The 17,526-nt window shown below is 69.2% G+C and carries 8 protein-coding genes; 6 read left to right on the top strand and 2 right to left on the bottom strand.

The features are described 5' to 3' along the window. Positions 1-477: 477 nt before the first annotated feature. From ACJH71_RS19370 to ACJH71_RS19360, 3 genes are all read left to right on the top strand, one after another. Entirely contained in the window at positions 478-8,772 is an 8,295-nt protein-coding gene (locus tag ACJH71_RS19370) for a PE family protein (protein ID WP_406759605.1), read from the top strand. A gap of 129 nt (positions 8,773-8,901) precedes the next feature. After that, the gene (gene purD / locus ACJH71_RS19365; RefSeq protein ID WP_406759604.1) at positions 8,902-10,170 is read left to right on the top strand and encodes a phosphoribosylamine--glycine ligase; all 1,269 of its coding nucleotides are present in this window, start codon (positions 8,902-8,904) and stop codon (positions 10,168-10,170) included. Positions 10,171-10,200: 30 nt separating this feature from the next. After that, positions 10,201-10,797 carry a hypothetical protein gene (locus ACJH71_RS19360; RefSeq protein WP_406759603.1) on the top strand — a complete coding sequence of 199 codons (597 nt, stop codon included), beginning with the start codon at positions 10,201-10,203 and terminating at the stop codon, positions 10,795-10,797. An 18-nt stretch (positions 10,798-10,815) separates the two neighbouring features. Here ACJH71_RS19360 and ACJH71_RS19355 read toward each other — a convergent pair whose 3' ends face one another. Both ACJH71_RS19355 and ACJH71_RS19350 read right to left on the bottom strand, forming a co-directional pair. Then, positions 10,816-12,588 (bottom strand): hypothetical protein, encoded by a 1,773-nt coding sequence (locus tag ACJH71_RS19355; RefSeq protein WP_406759602.1) that lies wholly within the window; start codon positions 12,586-12,588, stop codon positions 10,816-10,818. Positions 12,589-12,849: 261 nt separating this feature from the next. Next, positions 12,850-13,692 carry an alpha/beta hydrolase-fold protein gene (locus ACJH71_RS19350; protein WP_406759601.1) on the bottom strand — a complete coding sequence of 281 codons (843 nt, stop codon included), beginning with the start codon at positions 13,690-13,692 and terminating at the stop codon, positions 12,850-12,852. 78 nt (positions 13,693-13,770) lie between these two features. Here ACJH71_RS19350 and ACJH71_RS19345 point away from each other — a divergent pair, with 78 nt between their 5' ends. From ACJH71_RS19345 to pntB, 3 genes are all read left to right on the top strand, one after another. Continuing rightward, positions 13,771-14,388, top strand: a complete 618-nt coding sequence (locus tag ACJH71_RS19345; RefSeq protein WP_406759670.1) for a TetR/AcrR family transcriptional regulator — start codon at positions 13,771-13,773, stop codon at positions 14,386-14,388. A 138-nt stretch (positions 14,389-14,526) separates the two neighbouring features. After that, positions 14,527-16,050 (top strand): Re/Si-specific NAD(P)(+) transhydrogenase subunit alpha, encoded by a 1,524-nt coding sequence (locus tag ACJH71_RS19340; RefSeq protein ID WP_406759600.1) that lies wholly within the window; start codon positions 14,527-14,529, stop codon positions 16,048-16,050. Between the two features lie 35 nt (positions 16,051-16,085). Beyond that, entirely contained in the window at positions 16,086-17,507 is a 1,422-nt protein-coding gene (gene pntB / locus ACJH71_RS19335) for a Re/Si-specific NAD(P)(+) transhydrogenase subunit beta (protein ID WP_406759599.1), read from the top strand. The last annotated feature ends 19 nt before the right edge of the window (positions 17,508-17,526 follow it).

Below are 17,526 nucleotides of genomic sequence, written 5' to 3'. Positions count from 1 at the left end.
TTCTTGGGCTGGAACGCCGCCGGAAAGCCCGCGGTGGCGAAGATGGCACTCGGGTGGACGAAAGTCGCGTACGGATTACCCTAGGCCCCCTAGGGCAGTCCGGATTGGTCGGTCGCCGAAGGGCTGCGACCCCTTTTCTTGGCCGAAATTGACGTTTCCGTTAGTAAGCCTATGAGTGATTTCACTTTTTTAGTCCATAGTGATGGACTTCATTTCTAAAGTGAATGCGACCAGGCGTTTTATGACTGTTTCGGTCGTATGTTGTCCACGACAAGACACTTCTCTCCATTTTTGAGTGGCGGGCCCTGCTACTCGCCGGTAGCTTCCGTCTTCGCGGAATCTGTCCGCTTCCTCAGGTTGAGGACACGCCGGTCCGAGAGCAGGTAAGACGTGACTCGTCAGCACAACAGCAAGGCCCTTGGCCGTTCGAAGGGCCGGCAGATGTGCGGCGACGTTGTTCGTTCGTCCGGTCCGCGCGTGGGGCATCGCGTAGCTGCTGCGTCGAGTGTCGTGGCCGCGTTTTTGGGGTTTGGGGTGGGGCCGGCGCCGGTGGCGTCGGCGGATGGTCTTGATGTGTTGGATCCGGTGTTTTGGTCGGAGTTGACCGATCCGGGTTCGGTGTTGTGGGCGGGGTGGGGTGAGCCGGGTGCTGCGGATGCGGGCAACTTCTTGTTTGATGCTTTTGAGCAGTTCGATCTGGCGGTGGCGTCGTTCTATCACGATGACTTGTATCTGCCGCTGTATGACCTGACGCAGGACTTCATTGCTGGTAATCAGCAGTTTTTGGACTTGATCAACCAGCCGTTTGTGGACTTGTTCGGTCGGGAGTTGATCGGTAACGGTGTCGATGGGTTCACCGGGTCCAATGACACGATCTTCGGCTCCACCGGATGGTTTGGAAACCTCGGTGATGGCGGCTTCTTGTTCGGCGATGGTGGTGCCGGTGCTGCGGGCGTGGCCGGGATTGCTGGTGGTGTCGGTGGTGTTGGTGGCGCTGCGGGCATGTTCGGCAATGGCGGCACCGGTGGTGTCGGTGTTGAGGGCGGCGATGGTGGCGCTGGTGGTGTGGGTGGGTGGTTGTTCGGTGATGGCGGCGCCGGTGGTGCCGGCGGGGCATCACTGGATGCGTTGATTGCTGGCGGCAATGGTGGTGCCGGCGGTGATGTGATCAGCCTGCTGGGCTTCGGTGGTGCTGGTGGTGCTGGTGGTGCTGGTGGTGCGGGCGCGGTCGGTGCCACCGGTCTAGCTGGTTTCGAGGGCGCTTTGGGTGCGCTCAATGGTTCCTCGGGCGCCGATGGCCTCGCTGGTGGGGTGGGTGGCAATGGTGGCGCTGGTGGTGCGGCCGGCTTCGTGCTCGGTCTGGGCGGCTTGGGGGGTGCTGGTGGTGCTGGCGGCACTGGTGGCACTGGTGGTGCCGGTGGTGCCGGCGCGGTCAGCATCGATGATCTGGGCGGCAATGGTGGCGTCGGTGGGGTCGGTGGCGATGGCGGTGTCGGTGGCCGTGGTGGTGTCGGTGGTGTCGGTGGGCACTTCGGTGCTGCCGGCAATGGTGGTGTGGGCGGTAATGCGGGCTTAGCCGGCGATGGTGGCGCTGGTGGCCTCGGTGGTGACGGTCTCCTCGGTGGCGGCGATGGTGGCGATGGCGGCGCGGGCGGTGCGATCGGCACCATTGCCGGCGCCGGTGGGGCCGCGGGTGAGAAGTTCATGTCCTGGATGTGGGGCAATGCCGGACGCCCGGGCGCCGATGGTCTGGTCCCGACCGGGAACAGTGGCAATGGTGGGGTCGGCGGTAACGGCGGCAACGGCACCGGCACCTTGACTAACGGCCAGGGCGCCGCGGGCGGCAATGGTGGGGCCGGCGGTGATGGCGGTGCGCACGGCAACGGCGCCACCGGTGGCCTCGGCGGGGATGGCTTCACCGGCCTGACCGGCGCCAATGCCACGGCTGCTGGTGGTTCCGGGGTTTCTGGTGGCACTGGTGGTGCTGGTGGCAATGGTGGTGCGGGCGGCTCCGGTGGTGCGGTGGGCGGCAACGCCGGCAATGGTGGTGCCGGTGGTAAGGGCGCAGCCGGTGGCGCTGGTGGTGCCGGTGCCGAGGGCGCCACGGGTTCCTTTGCTGATGGTGGTGATGGCAATGGTGGCGCTGGTGGTGATGCCGGCAATGGTGGTGCCGGTGGCCAGGGCGGCACCGGTGGTGCCGCGGGAACCGCGGCGCACGGCACCGCAGGCACTGCAGGTGCCGGCGGGGCCGCCGGTGATGGTGGCAACGCCGGGACCGCGGGTGCCGGTGGCCAAGGTGCGGCCGGCAGCGCCGCGCATCCCGATGCCGGCAATGGTGGTGCCGGCGGCAAGGGTGGGGACTTTGGTGCCGGCGGTGTCGGCGGAACCAACGGTGATGGCAGTGGCCAGGCCACCGATGGCCTTGATGGGTCGGCCACGGTGGGTGGCAATGGTGGGGCCGGTGGGGATGGCTTCTTGGGCACCAATGGTGTCGCCGAGGCGATCAATGGCACCGGTGGTGGCCACGGCGGCAATGGTGGCGACGGTGGCGCCGGGGGCCTGACCGCCGATGGGTCCCACGCCGCCCAAGGCGCCGGTGGTGCTGGTGGTGATGGTGGCGCCGGCGGTAACGGCTTCAACGGCTACAACGGCGATGGCCCGGGCGGTGATGGCACCCATGCCGGTGATGGTGGCGCCGGCGGTAACGGCGGCCAGGGTGGGCACGGCTCGATCGACGGTGCTCACGGTGTTGGTGGCTTGGGCGGTAACGGCGGTAACGGGGGTAACGGCGCCGACGGTGGCGACGGCGCTGGTGGCGATGGCGAGCATGCGGGCGGGTATGCCGGCCAGGACGGTGGCCATGGTGGCAACGCCGGCAAGGGTGGTGCCGGCGGCGACAGTGGTAACGGCACTACCTCCGCCAGCGGCAGCGATGGCCTCGCCGGGATCGGCGGCAACGGTGGTAACGGTGGCACCGGCCTCGACGGGGTCAATGGCACCGCCGAAAACCCCGACGGCACCGCGGGTGCCGCCGGTGGGGCCGGCGGCAAGGGTGGTCAGGGTGGTCTAGAGGCCGACGGCACCACGGCGGCCACGACGGGCAATGGTGGCGCCGGTGGCTCCGGTGGCCGTGGTGGTAGCGGCTTCAACGGGACTAATGGTGATGAGCCGGGCTCGGCGGGCACCCGCGGCGGCAATGGTGGCGCTGGTGGTGCTGGTGGTGTCGGCGGCGCCGGCACGGTCGAGGGTGCTCACGGTGCTGGTGGGGTCGGCGGTAACGCCGGCAACGGTGGCAACGGCGCCGCCGGCGCGAACGGCGCCAACGGCAACGCTGAGCACACCGCCGGCCATGCCGGTGGTGATGGTGGCGCGGGCGGTAACGCCGGTGTTGGTGGTTCCGGTGGTGACAGCGGTGGCGGCACCACGGCGGCGAACGGCAGTGACGGCGCGGCCGGTAAGGGCGGTGCCGGTGGCCTCGGTGGTACCGGCCTCGACGGTGTGAACGGCAACGCAACCAACCCCGATGGCACTGCGGGTGGTGCTGGCGGTGCTGGCGGTAACGGCGGCGCCGGGGGTGTTGAAGCTGATGGGGTCACGCGGGCTGCTGATGGTGCCGGTGGAGCTGGTGGCGGTGGTGGCCGCGGCGGCAGCGGCTTCAACGGCACTAATGGGGCCACCCCGGGTGCTGATGGCACCCGCGGTGGCAATGGTGGCGCCGGTGGCGCTGGGGGAGTCGGCGGGACCGGCTCGAGCACCGGTGCCCACGGTATTGGTGGGGTTGGTGGGAACGCCGGCAACGGCGGCACCGGCGCTGATGGTGCCGATGGCGCAGGCGGCACTGCGCAGCACACCGGCGGTTATGCCGGACAAGACGGCGGCAAGGGCGGCAACGCCGGCACCGGCGGCGCCGGCGGCGACAGCGGTAACGGCACCACCGCCGCAGCAGGCAGCGACGGCACTGCCGGCAAGGGCGGCAACGGCGGGGCGGGCGGCACCGGACTCGACGGCACCAACGGCACCAACGGCGCAATCGATGGCACCGCTGGTGGCAATGGCGGTGCTGGTGGCAACGGCGGCCAAGGCGGCCTACAGGCAGACGGTGTTACCCGCGCCTCTGATGGTGATGGGGGCAATGGTGGCGCCGGCGGTCGCGGCGGTCACGGCCTCAACGGTGGCAACGGCACCAATGGCGGTGCCGGTTCCAATGGTGGGGCTGGTTCTGACGGTGGCGACGGGACTGCGGGTTCGCTCGATGGTGGTGCTGGTGACCGCGGTGGCGATGGCACCGATGGCAGTCGTGGTGGCAATGGTGGTGTCGGTGGTTCTGGTGGTGTTGGCGGTACTGGTGCCCACGATGGTGTTGCCGGTGCTGGTGGCGTGGGTGGTAACGCGGGCAGTGGTGGCAACGGTGGCGATGGTGGTGCCGGTGGTCACGGCGGTGATGGTTTTGAGCAGTCCGGTGTGGGTCTTGCTGGCGGCAATGGTGGCGCTGGTGGTGCTGGTGGCGATGGTGGTGCCGGGGGTGTGGCGGGCACTGCGGGCGCTGGTGGTGTCGGGGGTGATGGCACGCGGGCTGCTGATGGTGCGGCGGGCACCGATGGTTTGGCGGGCTTGGGTGGTGTTGGTGGCAATGCCGGCAGTGGTGCCGATGGCACCGATGGGGCCGCGGGCCGTGATGGTCTGAGCAACGGCAACACCTCGATTGATGGTGAGGCCGGTGGCGCTGGTGGCGCTGGTGGTAACGCCGGTGTTGGTGGTGTGGGTGGTTCGGGTCGTGGTGGTCAGGCCGCTACCGGCAGTGATGGCACCGCCGGCAAGGGCGGCAACGGCGGGGCGGGCGGCACCGGACTCGACGGCACAAACGGCACCAACGGCGCAATCGATGGCACCGCTGGTGGTGCCGGCGGTGCTGGTGGCAACGGCGGCCAAGGCGGCCTACAGGCAGACGGTGTTACCCGCGCCTCTGATGGTGATGGGGGCAATGGTGGCGCCGGCGGTCGCGGCGGTCACGGCCTCAACGGTGGCAACGGCAGCAATGGCGATGCCGGTTCGAACGGCGCTACTGGGACCGCCGGCTCGACCAATGGTGGTGCTGGTGACCGCGGTGGCGATGGCACCGATGGCAGTCGTGGTGGCAATGGTGGTGTCGGTGGTTCTGGTGGTGTTGGCGGTACTGGTGCCCGTGATGGTGTTGCCGGTGCTGGTGGCGTGGGTGGTAACGCGGGCAGTGGTGGCAATGGTGGCGATGGTGGTGCCGGTGGTCACGGCGGTAGTGGTGTTGGTCAGTCTGGTGCTGGTCTTGCTGGCGGCAATGGTGGCGCTGGTGGTGCTGGTGGCGATGGTGGTGCCGGGGGTGTGGCGGGCACTGCGGGCGCTGGTGGTGTCGGGGGTGATGGCACGCGGGCTGCTGATGGTGCGGCGGGCACCGATGGTTTGGCGGGTGTTGGTGGTGTTGGTGGCGATGCCGGCAGTGGTGCCGATGGCACTGATGGGGCCGCGGGCCGTGATGGTCTGAGCAACGGCAATACCTCGGTTGATGGTGAGGCCGGTGGCGCTGGTGGCGCTGGTGGTAACGCCGGTGTTGGTGGTGTGGGTGGTTCGGGTCGTGGTGGTCAGGCCGCTACCGGCAGTGATGGCACCGCCGGCAAGGGCGGCAATGGTGGTGCCGGCGGCCGCGGCGCCGATGGTGTTGATGGCAGCCAGGCGACCGCGCCGGGTGGCAACGGCGGCGCCGGGACCAACGGCGGCAACGGCGGCAACGGCGGTGCGGCCGGTAACGGCGGCCGGAACGCCGATGGCAGCGCCAGCGGGTTCAACGGCACCCAGGGCAACGGCGGTGACGGCGGTGCCGGCGGTGATGGCGGCGCCGGCTACCAGGGCCTCAATGGAGTCAACCTCGGCGATAACGGTCAAGAAGGCGGCAGGGGCGGCGCAGCAGGGTCCGGCGGTCATGGGGGGACCGGTGCAGTCGGCGGCGCCGGCGGTAACGGCGGCAACGGCGGCCAAGGCGGCAATGGTGGCGAAGGCCGCGACGGCTACGACGCAGCCGGCGATGGAAACGCCGAGGCGGGTGCCCACGGCGGCAACGCCGGCGACGGCGGCAACGGCGGCGCCGGCGGTGCCGGTGGTACGGGCGGCAACGGTGGAGCTTCCACGGCAGCCGGCGGCGTGGCAGGCGCCAACGGTAACGGCGGCAATGGTGGTCACGGCGGCGCCGCCGGCACCCCCGGCGATGGCGGCGATGGGAAGACCGGTGACGCCGCTCACCTCGCGGGCGGTAACGGCGGCAATGGCGGCAACGCCGGTGCGGCCGGCGCGGGTGGAGAGCGTGGCGCGGCCGGGACCGGCGGCAGCGCAGGTACTGGCAATGCGGGCCAAGAGGGAATTGCCGGTAGCGGTGTGACCGGTGTCGTCGGCAACGGCGGCAACGGTGGCAACGGCTACGACGCCGGCAGTGACGACCACGCTGCAGCGAGCACCAACGGCGGTAACGGTGGTGCTGGCGGCAACGGCGGTGACCGCGGCAACGGCGGTAACGGTGGCCACGGTGGCGATGGGACCACGGGTGCTCAGGGCGCAGACGGCCAGAACCCAGGGGCGTCAGGCAACACCGGCGGCACCGGTGGATCCGGCGGCCAGGGTGGCGCGGGCGGAGCGAGCGGCACCCAAGCCGGCAATGCGGGGTCCGGAGGAAACGGCGGTCACGGAGCTACCGGTGGCGCCGGCGGCAAGGGCAATGACGGAGCTACCGGCAGCTTCGCCAACGGCGGGACCGGCAACGGCGGCAACGGCGGCAACGGCGGAGCCGGCGGCCAGGGCGGCAACGGGGGCGACGGCGGTGCGGCGGGCGCACTGAATAACGGCAGCGGCAGCGCCGGAGCGCAAGGCACGGGTGGCAATGCCGGCAGCGGGGGTAACGGCGCCAACCCCGGCGACGGCGGCAACGGTGCATCCGGAATCGCCACCCACACCACCGGCGGCAACGGCGGAAACGGCGGCAACGTCGGGTACGGTGGCGCCGCAGGTACGGCGGGAGCCGGATCGAACGGCAGTGGCCAGGCCGGTACCTCCGGCAGCGCCCCCACCGGAGTCATTGTCGGAAACGGCGGCGATGGCGGCGCTGGCTACACCCCGGCTCCTCCCGCCACCACCGGCCAGACCGCGGCCAACGGTGGTGCCGGCGGCAACGGCGGCAACGGCGGCGATCACGGCAACGGCGGCACCGGTGGCACGGGCGGTAACGGAGCCGACGGCGCGGACGCCACCGCTATGCAGTCCGGCGGTGGCCGTGGCGGCAACGGCGGTAACGGTGGCAACGGCGGGAAGGGCGGCCTGGGCGGTTCGGTCATAGGCTCGGACGGCGGGGTCGGTGATGGCGGCAACGGCGGTGCCGGCGGCGCGGGCGCCACTGGCGAGTTCGGGGTCAACAACGGTTACGGCGGCACCGGTGGCACCGGTGGTAACGGCGGCAGTGCCGGAGGAGCCGCCGGACAGGTCGGCAACGGCGGTACTGGTGGTACCGGTGGCGATGGCGCTGACGGCGTGCGCGGCTACAACGGTGGCACCGGAGCTCAGGGCGGCAACGGCGGAACCGGTGGATTGGCCGGCACTGTCGGCCACGGCGGGGTGGCCGGCAACGGCGGCGACGGTGGAGCGGGCGGAACCGGCGCGGCCGGCGCCGTGACGTACGACAACGGCCAAGGCGGCAGGGGTGGAACCGGTGGTCTCGGAGGCAACGCTGGCAACGGCACCGGTACCGCAGGCAACGGCGGAGTCGGCGGCGAGGGTGGCGCCGGCGCCCACGGCCAAGTCGGCTACAACAACGGCTACGGCGGCAACGGCGGAAGCGGCGGGACCGGGGGGCTGGCCGGCACGGTGGGCTCTGCGGGCCAGGTGGGCAACGGCGGCACCGGTGGGGCCGGTGGAGACGGAGCGGACGGCCAAGTCGGCTACAACAACGGCTACGGCGGCAACGGTGGTAACGGCGGCTCCGGAGGAAGCGCCGCGAACAGCACTGGCCAAGCCGGCGCCGGCGGCAACGGCGGTAACGGTGGTCGTGGCGACAACGGTCAGCTGGGCCACAACAACGGCTACGGCGGTAACGGCGGTAACGGCGGCAACGGCGGGCAGAACGGGTCGGTCGGCACGGTCGGACCGATCGTCAGCAGTGGCGGCAATGCCGGTGACGGAGGCAACGGTGCTGACAGCACCTCGACCGCCAACAACAGCTACGGCGGAAACGGTGGCAGTGGCGGTAGCGGTGGCAATGCCGGCGCCGCCACTGGACAGGCCGGTTCCGGAGGGAACGGCGGTACCGGTGGAAACGGCCGGGCCGGCCGGATCGACGCCAACAACGGCTATGGCGGCAACGGCGGGCGCGGAGGTAACGGCGGTAACGCCGGAAGCGTCGGCACCGGTGGCATCGGCGGCAACGGGGCCTACGGCGGCGACGGCGGAGCGGGTGCGAACGGCGACATCTATCGCAATAACGGCAGCGGCGGCATCGGCGGCGCCGGTGGTGCCGGTGGTGACGCGGGCACCAGCAGCCCGGGCGCTTCAGATGGCCGGGGTGAGACTACGCAGGGCAGCCAAAACGGCGATGGCGGCAACGGCGGCGTTGGCGGTAACGGTGCCAACGGAGTCTTCGAAGTCAACGGTGGCAGCCCCGGAGTGGGCGGCGCGGGCGGTACGGCCGGCGCCGCTGGGACGGGTGGCTCTGGCGGCCAGGCCGGTTCTGGCGGCCAGGCTGGCGCATCGGGCGCCCCGGCCTGACCCGCTTACCGGGTCGGGCAGCACGCGGCAGAGGTATGCAGCGCCATCCGCAGGGATTGACGCTATATATCCTTTGTCTCGCGCCTTGCCGACGATGAAGCGAGGCGAACTCAGAGAGGAGTAGCGCCCATGCGCGTCCTGGTGATCGGTTCCGGCGCCCGGGAACATGCGTTACTTCTAGCCCTTCGCAACGACCCCAAGGTCGATCACGTGGTGATCGCCCCCGGTAACGCCGGTACCGCGGCGGTGGCCGAGCAACGAGACATCGACATCACCTCGGCGTCGGCCGTCACCGCCCTGGCCCGCGACGTCGAGGCCGACCTGGTGGTGGTCGGGCCGGAGGTGCCGCTGGTCCTGGGCGTGGCAGATGCGGTGCGTGCCGCCGGTATCGCCTGCTTCGGGCCGTCGCAGGACGCCGCTCGCATCGAAGGCTCCAAGGCGTTCGCCAAGGACGTGATGGCCGCCGCCGGCGTGCGCACCGCCCGCTCGGAGATCGTCGACAGCCCCGCTGACCTGGACGCCGCCCTGACCCGCTTCGGTCCTGATGCCGGGGAGGCGGCCTGGGTGGTCAAGGACGACGGGCTGGCCGCGGGCAAGGGCGTCGTCGTGACTGCAGATCGGGCAGCGGCCCGGGCGCACGCTGCCGGGCTGCTCGACAGCGGGCATCCGGTGCTGCTGGAATCCTTCCTGGACGGACCCGAACTGTCCCTGTTCTGTGTCGTCGACGGCGCCACCGTGGTGCCGTTGTTGCCGGCGCAGGACTTCAAGCGGGTCGGCGACGGCGACAGCGGACCCAACACCGGCGGCATGGGCGCATACGCCCCGCTGCCGTGGCTGTCCCGGGAGGCCGCGGCCGGCATCGTCACCGACGTCGTCGAACCCGTCGCGGCCGAACTGCTCCGACGGGGCAGCCGGTTCACCGGCTTGTTGTATGCCGGTCTGGCGATGACGTCGACCGGGCCGGCGGTGGTCGAATTCAATTGCCGCTTCGGCGATCCGGAGACCCAGGCGGTGCTGGCACTGTTGGAGTCGCCGCTCGGACAGTTGCTGCATGCCGCCGCCACCGGCGGACTGAGCGAGTTCGGTGTGTTGCGCTGGCGGGATGCCGCCGCGGTGACCGTGGTGCTGGCCGCCGAGAACTATCCCGGTCGGCCGCGTGTCGGTGACGTGATCGTGGGCGCCGAGGCCGACGGGGTGTTGCACGCCGGCACCGCGCGCCGTGACGACGGGGCGGTGGTGTCCTCGGGCGGGCGCGTGCTGTCGGTGGTGGGCGTGGGAGACGACCTCAATGCCGCGCGTGCCGACGCCTATCGGATCCTCGATTCAATTCGCTTGCCGGGAAGTCACTTCCGCAGCGACATCGGCGCGGCTGCCGCCGAGGGGAAGATCCAGATCTGACCGGATAGGGCTACCGCTATCCTTGGTGGCATGGCTGACCAAACTGAACCGGAGTCCACCGAATCCGAAACGCAGGATCGCCCGGCGAAAAGTACCGGCACGACGAAGCGGCGGTCAGCTCCCCTTCCGGCCCCGGCCCCGGCGCAGTCGAGCACCGGCCCCCTGCTGATCGCCGCGGCGGTCGGACTGGTCGCCGGGCTCATCGGTGGTGCGGCGGTGGCCGGCCTGTGGCACCCGGGTGGTTCGTCCTCGAGTGGTTCGACCAAGTTCAGCGGTGAGCAGGTCAACGACGCGAAGAAGGACGTGTGCGGCGCGGTCGTGCTTGCTCGTCAAGCGGTGGCCAACAACATGCACATGAAGAACCCGGACCCGGAGAACCCCATCGCCCAGCTCGCGGTGGCGGCCAACGCCCGGTTGTCGCTGACTGCGGGTGCGGCATATCTGCGTGGCCGGCTCGAAGCGGACCCCGCGACGCCGGAAGACATCGTGGAAACCACCCAGAAGATGGCCGGTGCGCTGGAGCGTCTGAACCTCAGCTACCTTGTCGGGCAACCGAATACGGAGCGCGAGCAGCTGGGGCATGACCTCGATGCGCACATCACCGCGCTGGGCAAGCTCTGCCAGTAACCCCGTTGGGGCTAGCGCTCACAGCCCGAACAGGGCCAGCGGGTCCATGGCGGACATGGCGCCGGCGTCGTCCAGGCCGTTAAAGGCGTCGCCCGGGTCCAGTGGGTTGGCGGCGGAGAACATGCCGAACAACGAGCTCAGATCGACGTTGCCGAACGGCGTCACCAGGGTGTCGGTGACGGTGCCATCGTCACCGGGGGTGGCGATGTAGATGTTCTGCCAGCCGCCGCCGAAGTTCAGGACGTCGTAGACCGTTCCTGCCGCCGGCAGCAGCGAGGCGTCCACCCCTTCGGCAGCGGCGACGCTCGCCACGGTGAACTCGGTGTTGGCCATCCCCAACAGGTTCGACACATTCACGCCGGTGGTGATGCTCCCGAGGTCGGTGGGGCTTGATCCGGAGTCGTCGTAGACAGTGAAGACCTGCGGGGCGAAGTCGATCGGTGCACCTCCACCAATGCCGACCGAGGCACCGCCGAGGGCCAGCAGCGGCCCGACACCGAACAGCGCCGGCACGATGTTGAAGCCCTCTTCCGATCCGGTCAGGCCGAGCGTCGGGTCGAAGACGTACCCACCGAGGCTGAAGGCGTCCTCGCCGAGGCTGCTGTCGCCGACCTGCAGTCCGGTGAACGCGTCACCCGGGTCGAGCGGGTTGGCGGCGTTGATGCCGCCGAACAGCGCGTCCAGGTTCATGTTGCCGAACGGCGTGACCAAGGTGTCGTGGACTGTGCCGGGGGTGACGGTGCCGTCGACGGTGACGTCCGGCGTCGCCGTGTAGACATTCACCCATCCGCCGCCGAGGTTCAAGGCGTCGTAGACCGATCCCAGTACCGGTAGCTGCGAGTCCTCCACGCCGTCGGCTGCGGTGACACCCTGGACGATCAACTGGGTGTTGGTCATGCCCAGCAGATTCGCCACGTCCACCGCGGTCTTGACGCTGCCGAGCTCGCTGCCGCCGCTTCCGTAGACGTCAAAGTCCTGGGGTGCGAAGGCTTGTGGCTGGGTTCCGGGATACCCCAGGCTGAACACCAGTTGGCCGCCGCCGAGGTTCAACAGGGGCGGCAAGCTGGCGAGAGAGTCGACCGGGGTGAAGCCCTCGGTCACCGTGCCGTCATCCCCGGTGCTGAATGGGTTGAACGTGAATCCGCCGATGGTGAAGGCGTCGACGCCGATACTGCTGTCGCCGGCCTGCAGCGGCGTGAACGCGTCGCCCGGCTGTAGCGGGTTGGCGGCGTTCATATCGGCGAACAGCGAGCTCAGGTCGGTGTTGCCGAACGGCGTCACCAGGGTGTCGGTGACGGTGCCGTTCGCTCCCGGGGTGGCGACATAGACGTTGTAGAAGCCATTGCCCAGGTTCAGTACGTCGTAGACCGTTCCCTTCACGGGTAGTGCCGAGGCCTCGACTCCATCGGCGGGGGTGGTGTCGAGGACGGTGAACGCGGTGTTGGACAGGCCCAGCAGGTTCGCGACGGTTTCGTTGGTGCTGATGCTGCCGAGCGATTCGGTGCCGTTGTACAAATCGAAGGTCTGCGGGGCGAGGTCCAAGCTGGTGGGCCCAAGGCTCACCGACCCGCCGCCGAGACCCAACAGCGGCGGAGCCAAGCTGAGCGGACCGACCGGGTCGAAGCCCTTGGCGCCGGATGAGGTGATGGGGTCGAAGATGGTGCCGTCGATGGTGAAGGCGTTGTCACCGGGGGCGGCAGCGCCCAACGCGGCCTGCATGAGTGCTGCGGTGATCAGCCCACCGCTGGCGGTGGCCGCAACGGCGGCAGTCTGAATTCGTCGATTTGTCATCACAAGGCCTTCCAATTCGTTCGGTTGGACTGGCATTTGGTGCGACCCAGAATCAGTTGAGTTACTGGTGAGTACTTTTTGACGCTACCGCGGGTGTTCTTCATCACACAAGGTTTTGTCGGGCTCATATACCGGACAAATTCGACGATTTCGGAGACAATGCGGCCGAAATACGGGACACTCACCCAGATTCGCGGTAAACCCCGCGCGCGGCCTTCCGCTTCTTGTTCGTGCAGCGGTGTTCGCCAGACTGAAGAACTTCTAGGCAGTCAGCAGTGGGGCAAGCCAGGTCAACTCGGCGGGCAGCTGAGAACTCCAGTACGACCCGTCGTGCCCGCCGGGGGAGAAGCTGCCCGCCGGGGGGCTGGGCAACTGGGCGATGAAGGCCTGGGTCGCCGAATAGAACGGGTCGCCGTTTCCGCAGTCCACCCGGATCGGGATCGAGCCCAATGCCGCCATCCCGAACACCGAGTTGGCCGAGAAGTCCGATGCGCCGTCGAACGCGCCCGGCGCCGTCGCTCCGGGTGACAGCCACAGTGCGGGGCTGACCGCGCAGATCGCCGCGGTTCGGCGCGGGCCGAGCCGGCCCCCCAGCAACAGTGCGCCGTAGCCGCCCATCGACCAGCCGATGAATCCCACCCGGGAGGTGTCCAGGCCCTGTTCGGCCAGCAGGGGCAGCAACTCGTCGGTCACCATTGCGCCGGAGTCTTCACCGGAGGCGCGGTGGTGCCAGTAGCTCCCGCCGCCGTCGACGGCGACCACCGCGAACGGGGGCAGGCCCGCGTCGACGGCCTCGGCTAGGCCCTGCTCCACGCCGCCGGCCATCACGGTCGCGGCATCACTTCCCTTGCCGTGCAGCGCGATCAGTGGACGCAAAGCGCCGGTCTGGCCGGGCGGGCGGGCGATCGCCCAGTTGGTGGTGATTCCCCCGCGTGCCGCCGAGGTGAACGAGCCTGTCGTCATCGTTGGCGCGGCCTGCGCCGGGGCGGCCTGCGTGGGGCGCGCCTCGAGCAGTGAGCTCGTCCCCAGTGCGCCCGCGGTACCCATCGCGGCTCCGAGGCGTAGCACCGTCCGTCGGCTCAACTCTGGCATGGCGGCCATCATGCCAGCGGGTGCTGTTTGTCCGAAAAGGCGGAAACGCATGATGCGGCGCTACCCGGGCTGGCAGCATCTCTAGGCGTGATGACAGCAGTGACGCCCAAGGGCGAACGACGGCGGTATGCGCTGATCAGCGCCGCCGCCGAGCTGCTGCGCGAGGGCGGTTTCGACGCCGTGCGGCATCGTGCCGTGGCGCACCGAGCCGGTCTGCCGCTGGCATCGACGACCTATTACTTCTCGTCACTTGAAGACCTCATCGCGCACGCCGTGGAACACATCGGGATGTTGGAGGTCGCACAGTTGCGAGCGCGCATCACCGAGCTGTCCCGGCGCCGACGCAGTGCCGAGACCACGGCGGACATCTTGGTGGAGCTGTTGGTGGGGGAGGGCAGCGACGAGCAGATCGACGAGCAGCTCATCTCCCGCTATGAGCGCTATATCGTCTGTTCTCGCCACCCGGCGCTGCGCGGCATTCAGCGCCGGGTCCTGCATCAACGGTCCGATGCGGTTGCTGAAGCGGTCGAACGCTCCGGTCGGATCGCGCGGGTCGAGATGGCATATGCCCTGGTCTGCATGGTGGACGGCGCGGTGATGGCGGCACTGGTCGATGATCTGCAGGGGCCGCGGGTGGCCGCCCGGGCCGCGGTCGTCGACGTCATCGATATGCTCGCCCCACTGGATCAGCGGGCAGTGTCGGCCTGAGAGCCGCACACGGTATGCTGCCTCGATCCCTTTGTCGCTCCTTAGCTACTGGCGGGTAACAAAGGGGCCGGAGACGCTTGGAGAACGCCCGTCAGCGCCTGAAGACGGCCAAGAGATGCGAATGTGGAGAGCTACGTCATGAATATCGGTGTCCTATCCGAGGCGCAGCCCGGTGAGACGCGTGTGTCGGCGACGCCGACGACGGTCGCTGCACTGACCAAGCTCGGTTACGACGTCGTAGTGGATGCCGGTGCGGGCGAAGCGTCGTCCTTTTCCGACGCGGCGTTCACCGAGGCCGGCGCCACCATCGGCGATGCGCGTGCCGCCGACATCGTGTTCGGTGTCAACGCCCCGTCGGCTGAGCAGCTGGACGGCATGAAGCCGGGCGCGACGCTGGTCAGCCTGCTGGCTCCGGCGCTGAACCCGGACCGGGTGGAGGACCTGGCTCGCCGGCCCATCACGGCGCTGTCGATGGACGCGGTACCCCGGATCTCGCGCGCGCAGTCGCTGGACGTGCTGAGCTCGATGGCCAACATCGCCGGCTACCGCGCCGTGATCGAGGCTGCCCACGTCTTCGGCCGATTCTTCACCGGCCAGGTGACCGCCGCGGGCAAGGTGCCGCCGGCCAAGGTGCTGGTGGTGGGCGCCGGGGTTGCGGGCTTGGCCGCGATCGGTGCCGCCGGCAGCCTGGGTGCCATCGTGCGGGCGACCGACCCGCGGCCCGAGGTGGCCGACCAGGTGCGCTCGCTCGGCGGGGAATACCTGTCGATCGAATCGACCGAGACCGAGGTGTCGGCCACTGGCTACGCCAAAGAGATGAGCGACGACTACAAGGTCCGCGAGGCAGCGCTCTACGCCGAGCAGAGTGCCGACGTCGACATCATCATCACCACCGCGCTCATCCCGGGTAAGCCCGCGCCGCGGATCATCACCGCCGAGATGGTCGCGTCGATGAAACCGGGCAGCGTGATCGTCGACATGGCCGCGGCCAACGGCGGCAACGTTGAGGGCACCGTCAAGGACCAGGCCGTCGTCACCGCCAACGGGGTGACGATCATCGGCTACACCGACCTGGCCGGCCGGCTGCCCGCGCAGGCGTCGCAGCTCTACGGCACCAACCTGGTCAACCTGATGAAGTTGATGACTCCCGGCAAGGACGGCCAGCTGGTGCTGGACTTCGACGACGTGGTGCAGCGGTCGATGACCGTGGTGCGTGACGGTGCGTCGACCTGGCCGCCGCCCCCGGTGCAGGTCTCGGCGGCTCCGGCCAAGGTCGCCGAAGCCCCGGTGGTCACGCAGAAAGCCAAGGAACCGATGTCGGCCGGACGCCGGCTGGGCGTGGTGGTGTCCGCGGCGGCAGTGCTGTTCGCACTGGTCGCGATGGCGCCGGCGGCACTGCAGGTGCACCTGATCGTCTTTGCGTTGGCGATCGTGATCGGTTACTACGTGATCGGCCATGTGCACCACGCGCTGCACACGCCGCTGATGTCGGTGACCAATGCGATCTCCGGAATCATCGTGGTGGGCGCGCTGCTGCAGATCGGCCACGGCGACCCGGCCATCACGAGTTTGGCCGCCGCGGCGATCCTGCTGGCCAGCATCAACATCTTCGGTGGTTTCGCGGTGACCCGCCGCATGCTCGCCATGTTCTCCCGCAGCTAGGCGCTGCGCACCCCGACTTGGAGTAGACCCCGCTTATGTTTTCAGTTGAGACCGCCGCCTCGGCGGCATACATCGTCGCGGCGCTGCTGTTCATCCTGGCTCTGGCCGGGCTGAGCAAGCACGAGACGTCCAAGGCCGGCAACAGCTTCGGCATCCTCGGGATGGCGGTTGCGCTCGCCGCGACGATCACCCTGGCGGTCCATCACGACATCAATCAGGTCGGCCTGGCGCTGCTGATCGGGGCCACCGTGGTGGGTGCGGCGATCGGGTTGTGGCGCGCCAAGGTGGTCGAGATGACCGGCATGCCCGAGCTGATCGCGCTGCTGCACTCGTTCGTCGGTCTGGCCGCCGTGTTGGTCGGCTGGAACGGCTACCTGCACGTAGAAAACAGCCCGTGCAGCGCCGACGCCCGCGAACTGGCCGCCCAGGGGCTGTTCGGCATCCACTCCGCCGAGGTGTTCATCGGGGTGTTCATCGGTGCGGTGACCTTCACCGGCTCGATCGTGGCCAACCTCAAGCTCTCGGGGCGGATGAAGTCCAACCCGCTGATGCTGCCGGGCAAGAACTTCCTCAACATCGGCGCGCTGGTCGCGTTCGTCGCTTTGACGGTGTGGTTCGTCAACGAGCCCAAGCTGTGGCTGCTGATCGTGGTGACCCTGCTGGCGCTCGCGCTGGGCTGGCACCTGGTGGCATCCATCGGAGGCGGCGACATGCCGGTGGTGGTCTCCATGCTCAACAGCTACTCCGGCTGGGCGGCGGCGGCCTCGGGCTTCCTGCTCTCCAACGACCTGCTGATCATCACCGGCGCGCTGGTCGGCTCCTCGGGTGCCTACCTGTCCTACATCATGTGCAAGGCGATGAACCGCTCGTTCATCTCGGTGATCGCCGGCGGGTTCGGGATCGAGGCCGGACCGGCCGAGGACAAGGACTACGGCGAGCACCGGGAGATCACCGCCGAGGGCGTGGCCGAGATGTTGGGCGGCGCCGACTCGGTGATCATCACCCCCGGCTACGGCATGGCCGTCGCACAGGCCCAGTACGGGGTCGCCGAGCTCACCCGCAAGCTGCGCGACCGCGGCGTCAACGTGCGGTTCGGCATTCACCCGGTCGCCGGCCGGCTGCCCGGCCACATGAACGTGCTGCTGGCAGAGGCCAAGGTGCCCTACGACATCGTGCTGGAGATGGACGAGATCAACGACGACTTCGGTGACACGTCGGTGGTGCTGGTGATCGGCGCCAACGACACCGTCAACCCGGCGGCCGCCGAAGACCCGTCCAGCCCGATCGCGGGCATGCCGGTGCTGACCGTGTGGGACGCCGACAACGTGATCGTCTTCAAGCGCTCCATGGCTTCCGGCTACGCGGGTGTGCAGAACCCGCTGTTCTTCCGGCCGAACTCCGCCATGTTGTTCGGTGACGCCAAGGACCGGGTCGAAGACATCCTGCACGCGCTGTAGGGCCCGCGGCGATCGCAAG

This window comes from Mycobacterium sp. SMC-15 (assembly GCF_045310925.1).
Classification (GTDB): Bacteria; Actinomycetota; Actinomycetes; order Mycobacteriales; family Mycobacteriaceae; genus Mycobacterium.
The sequence above is the reverse complement of the archived record's forward strand: the minus strand, read 5'-3'. Positions and strand labels throughout refer to the sequence as shown.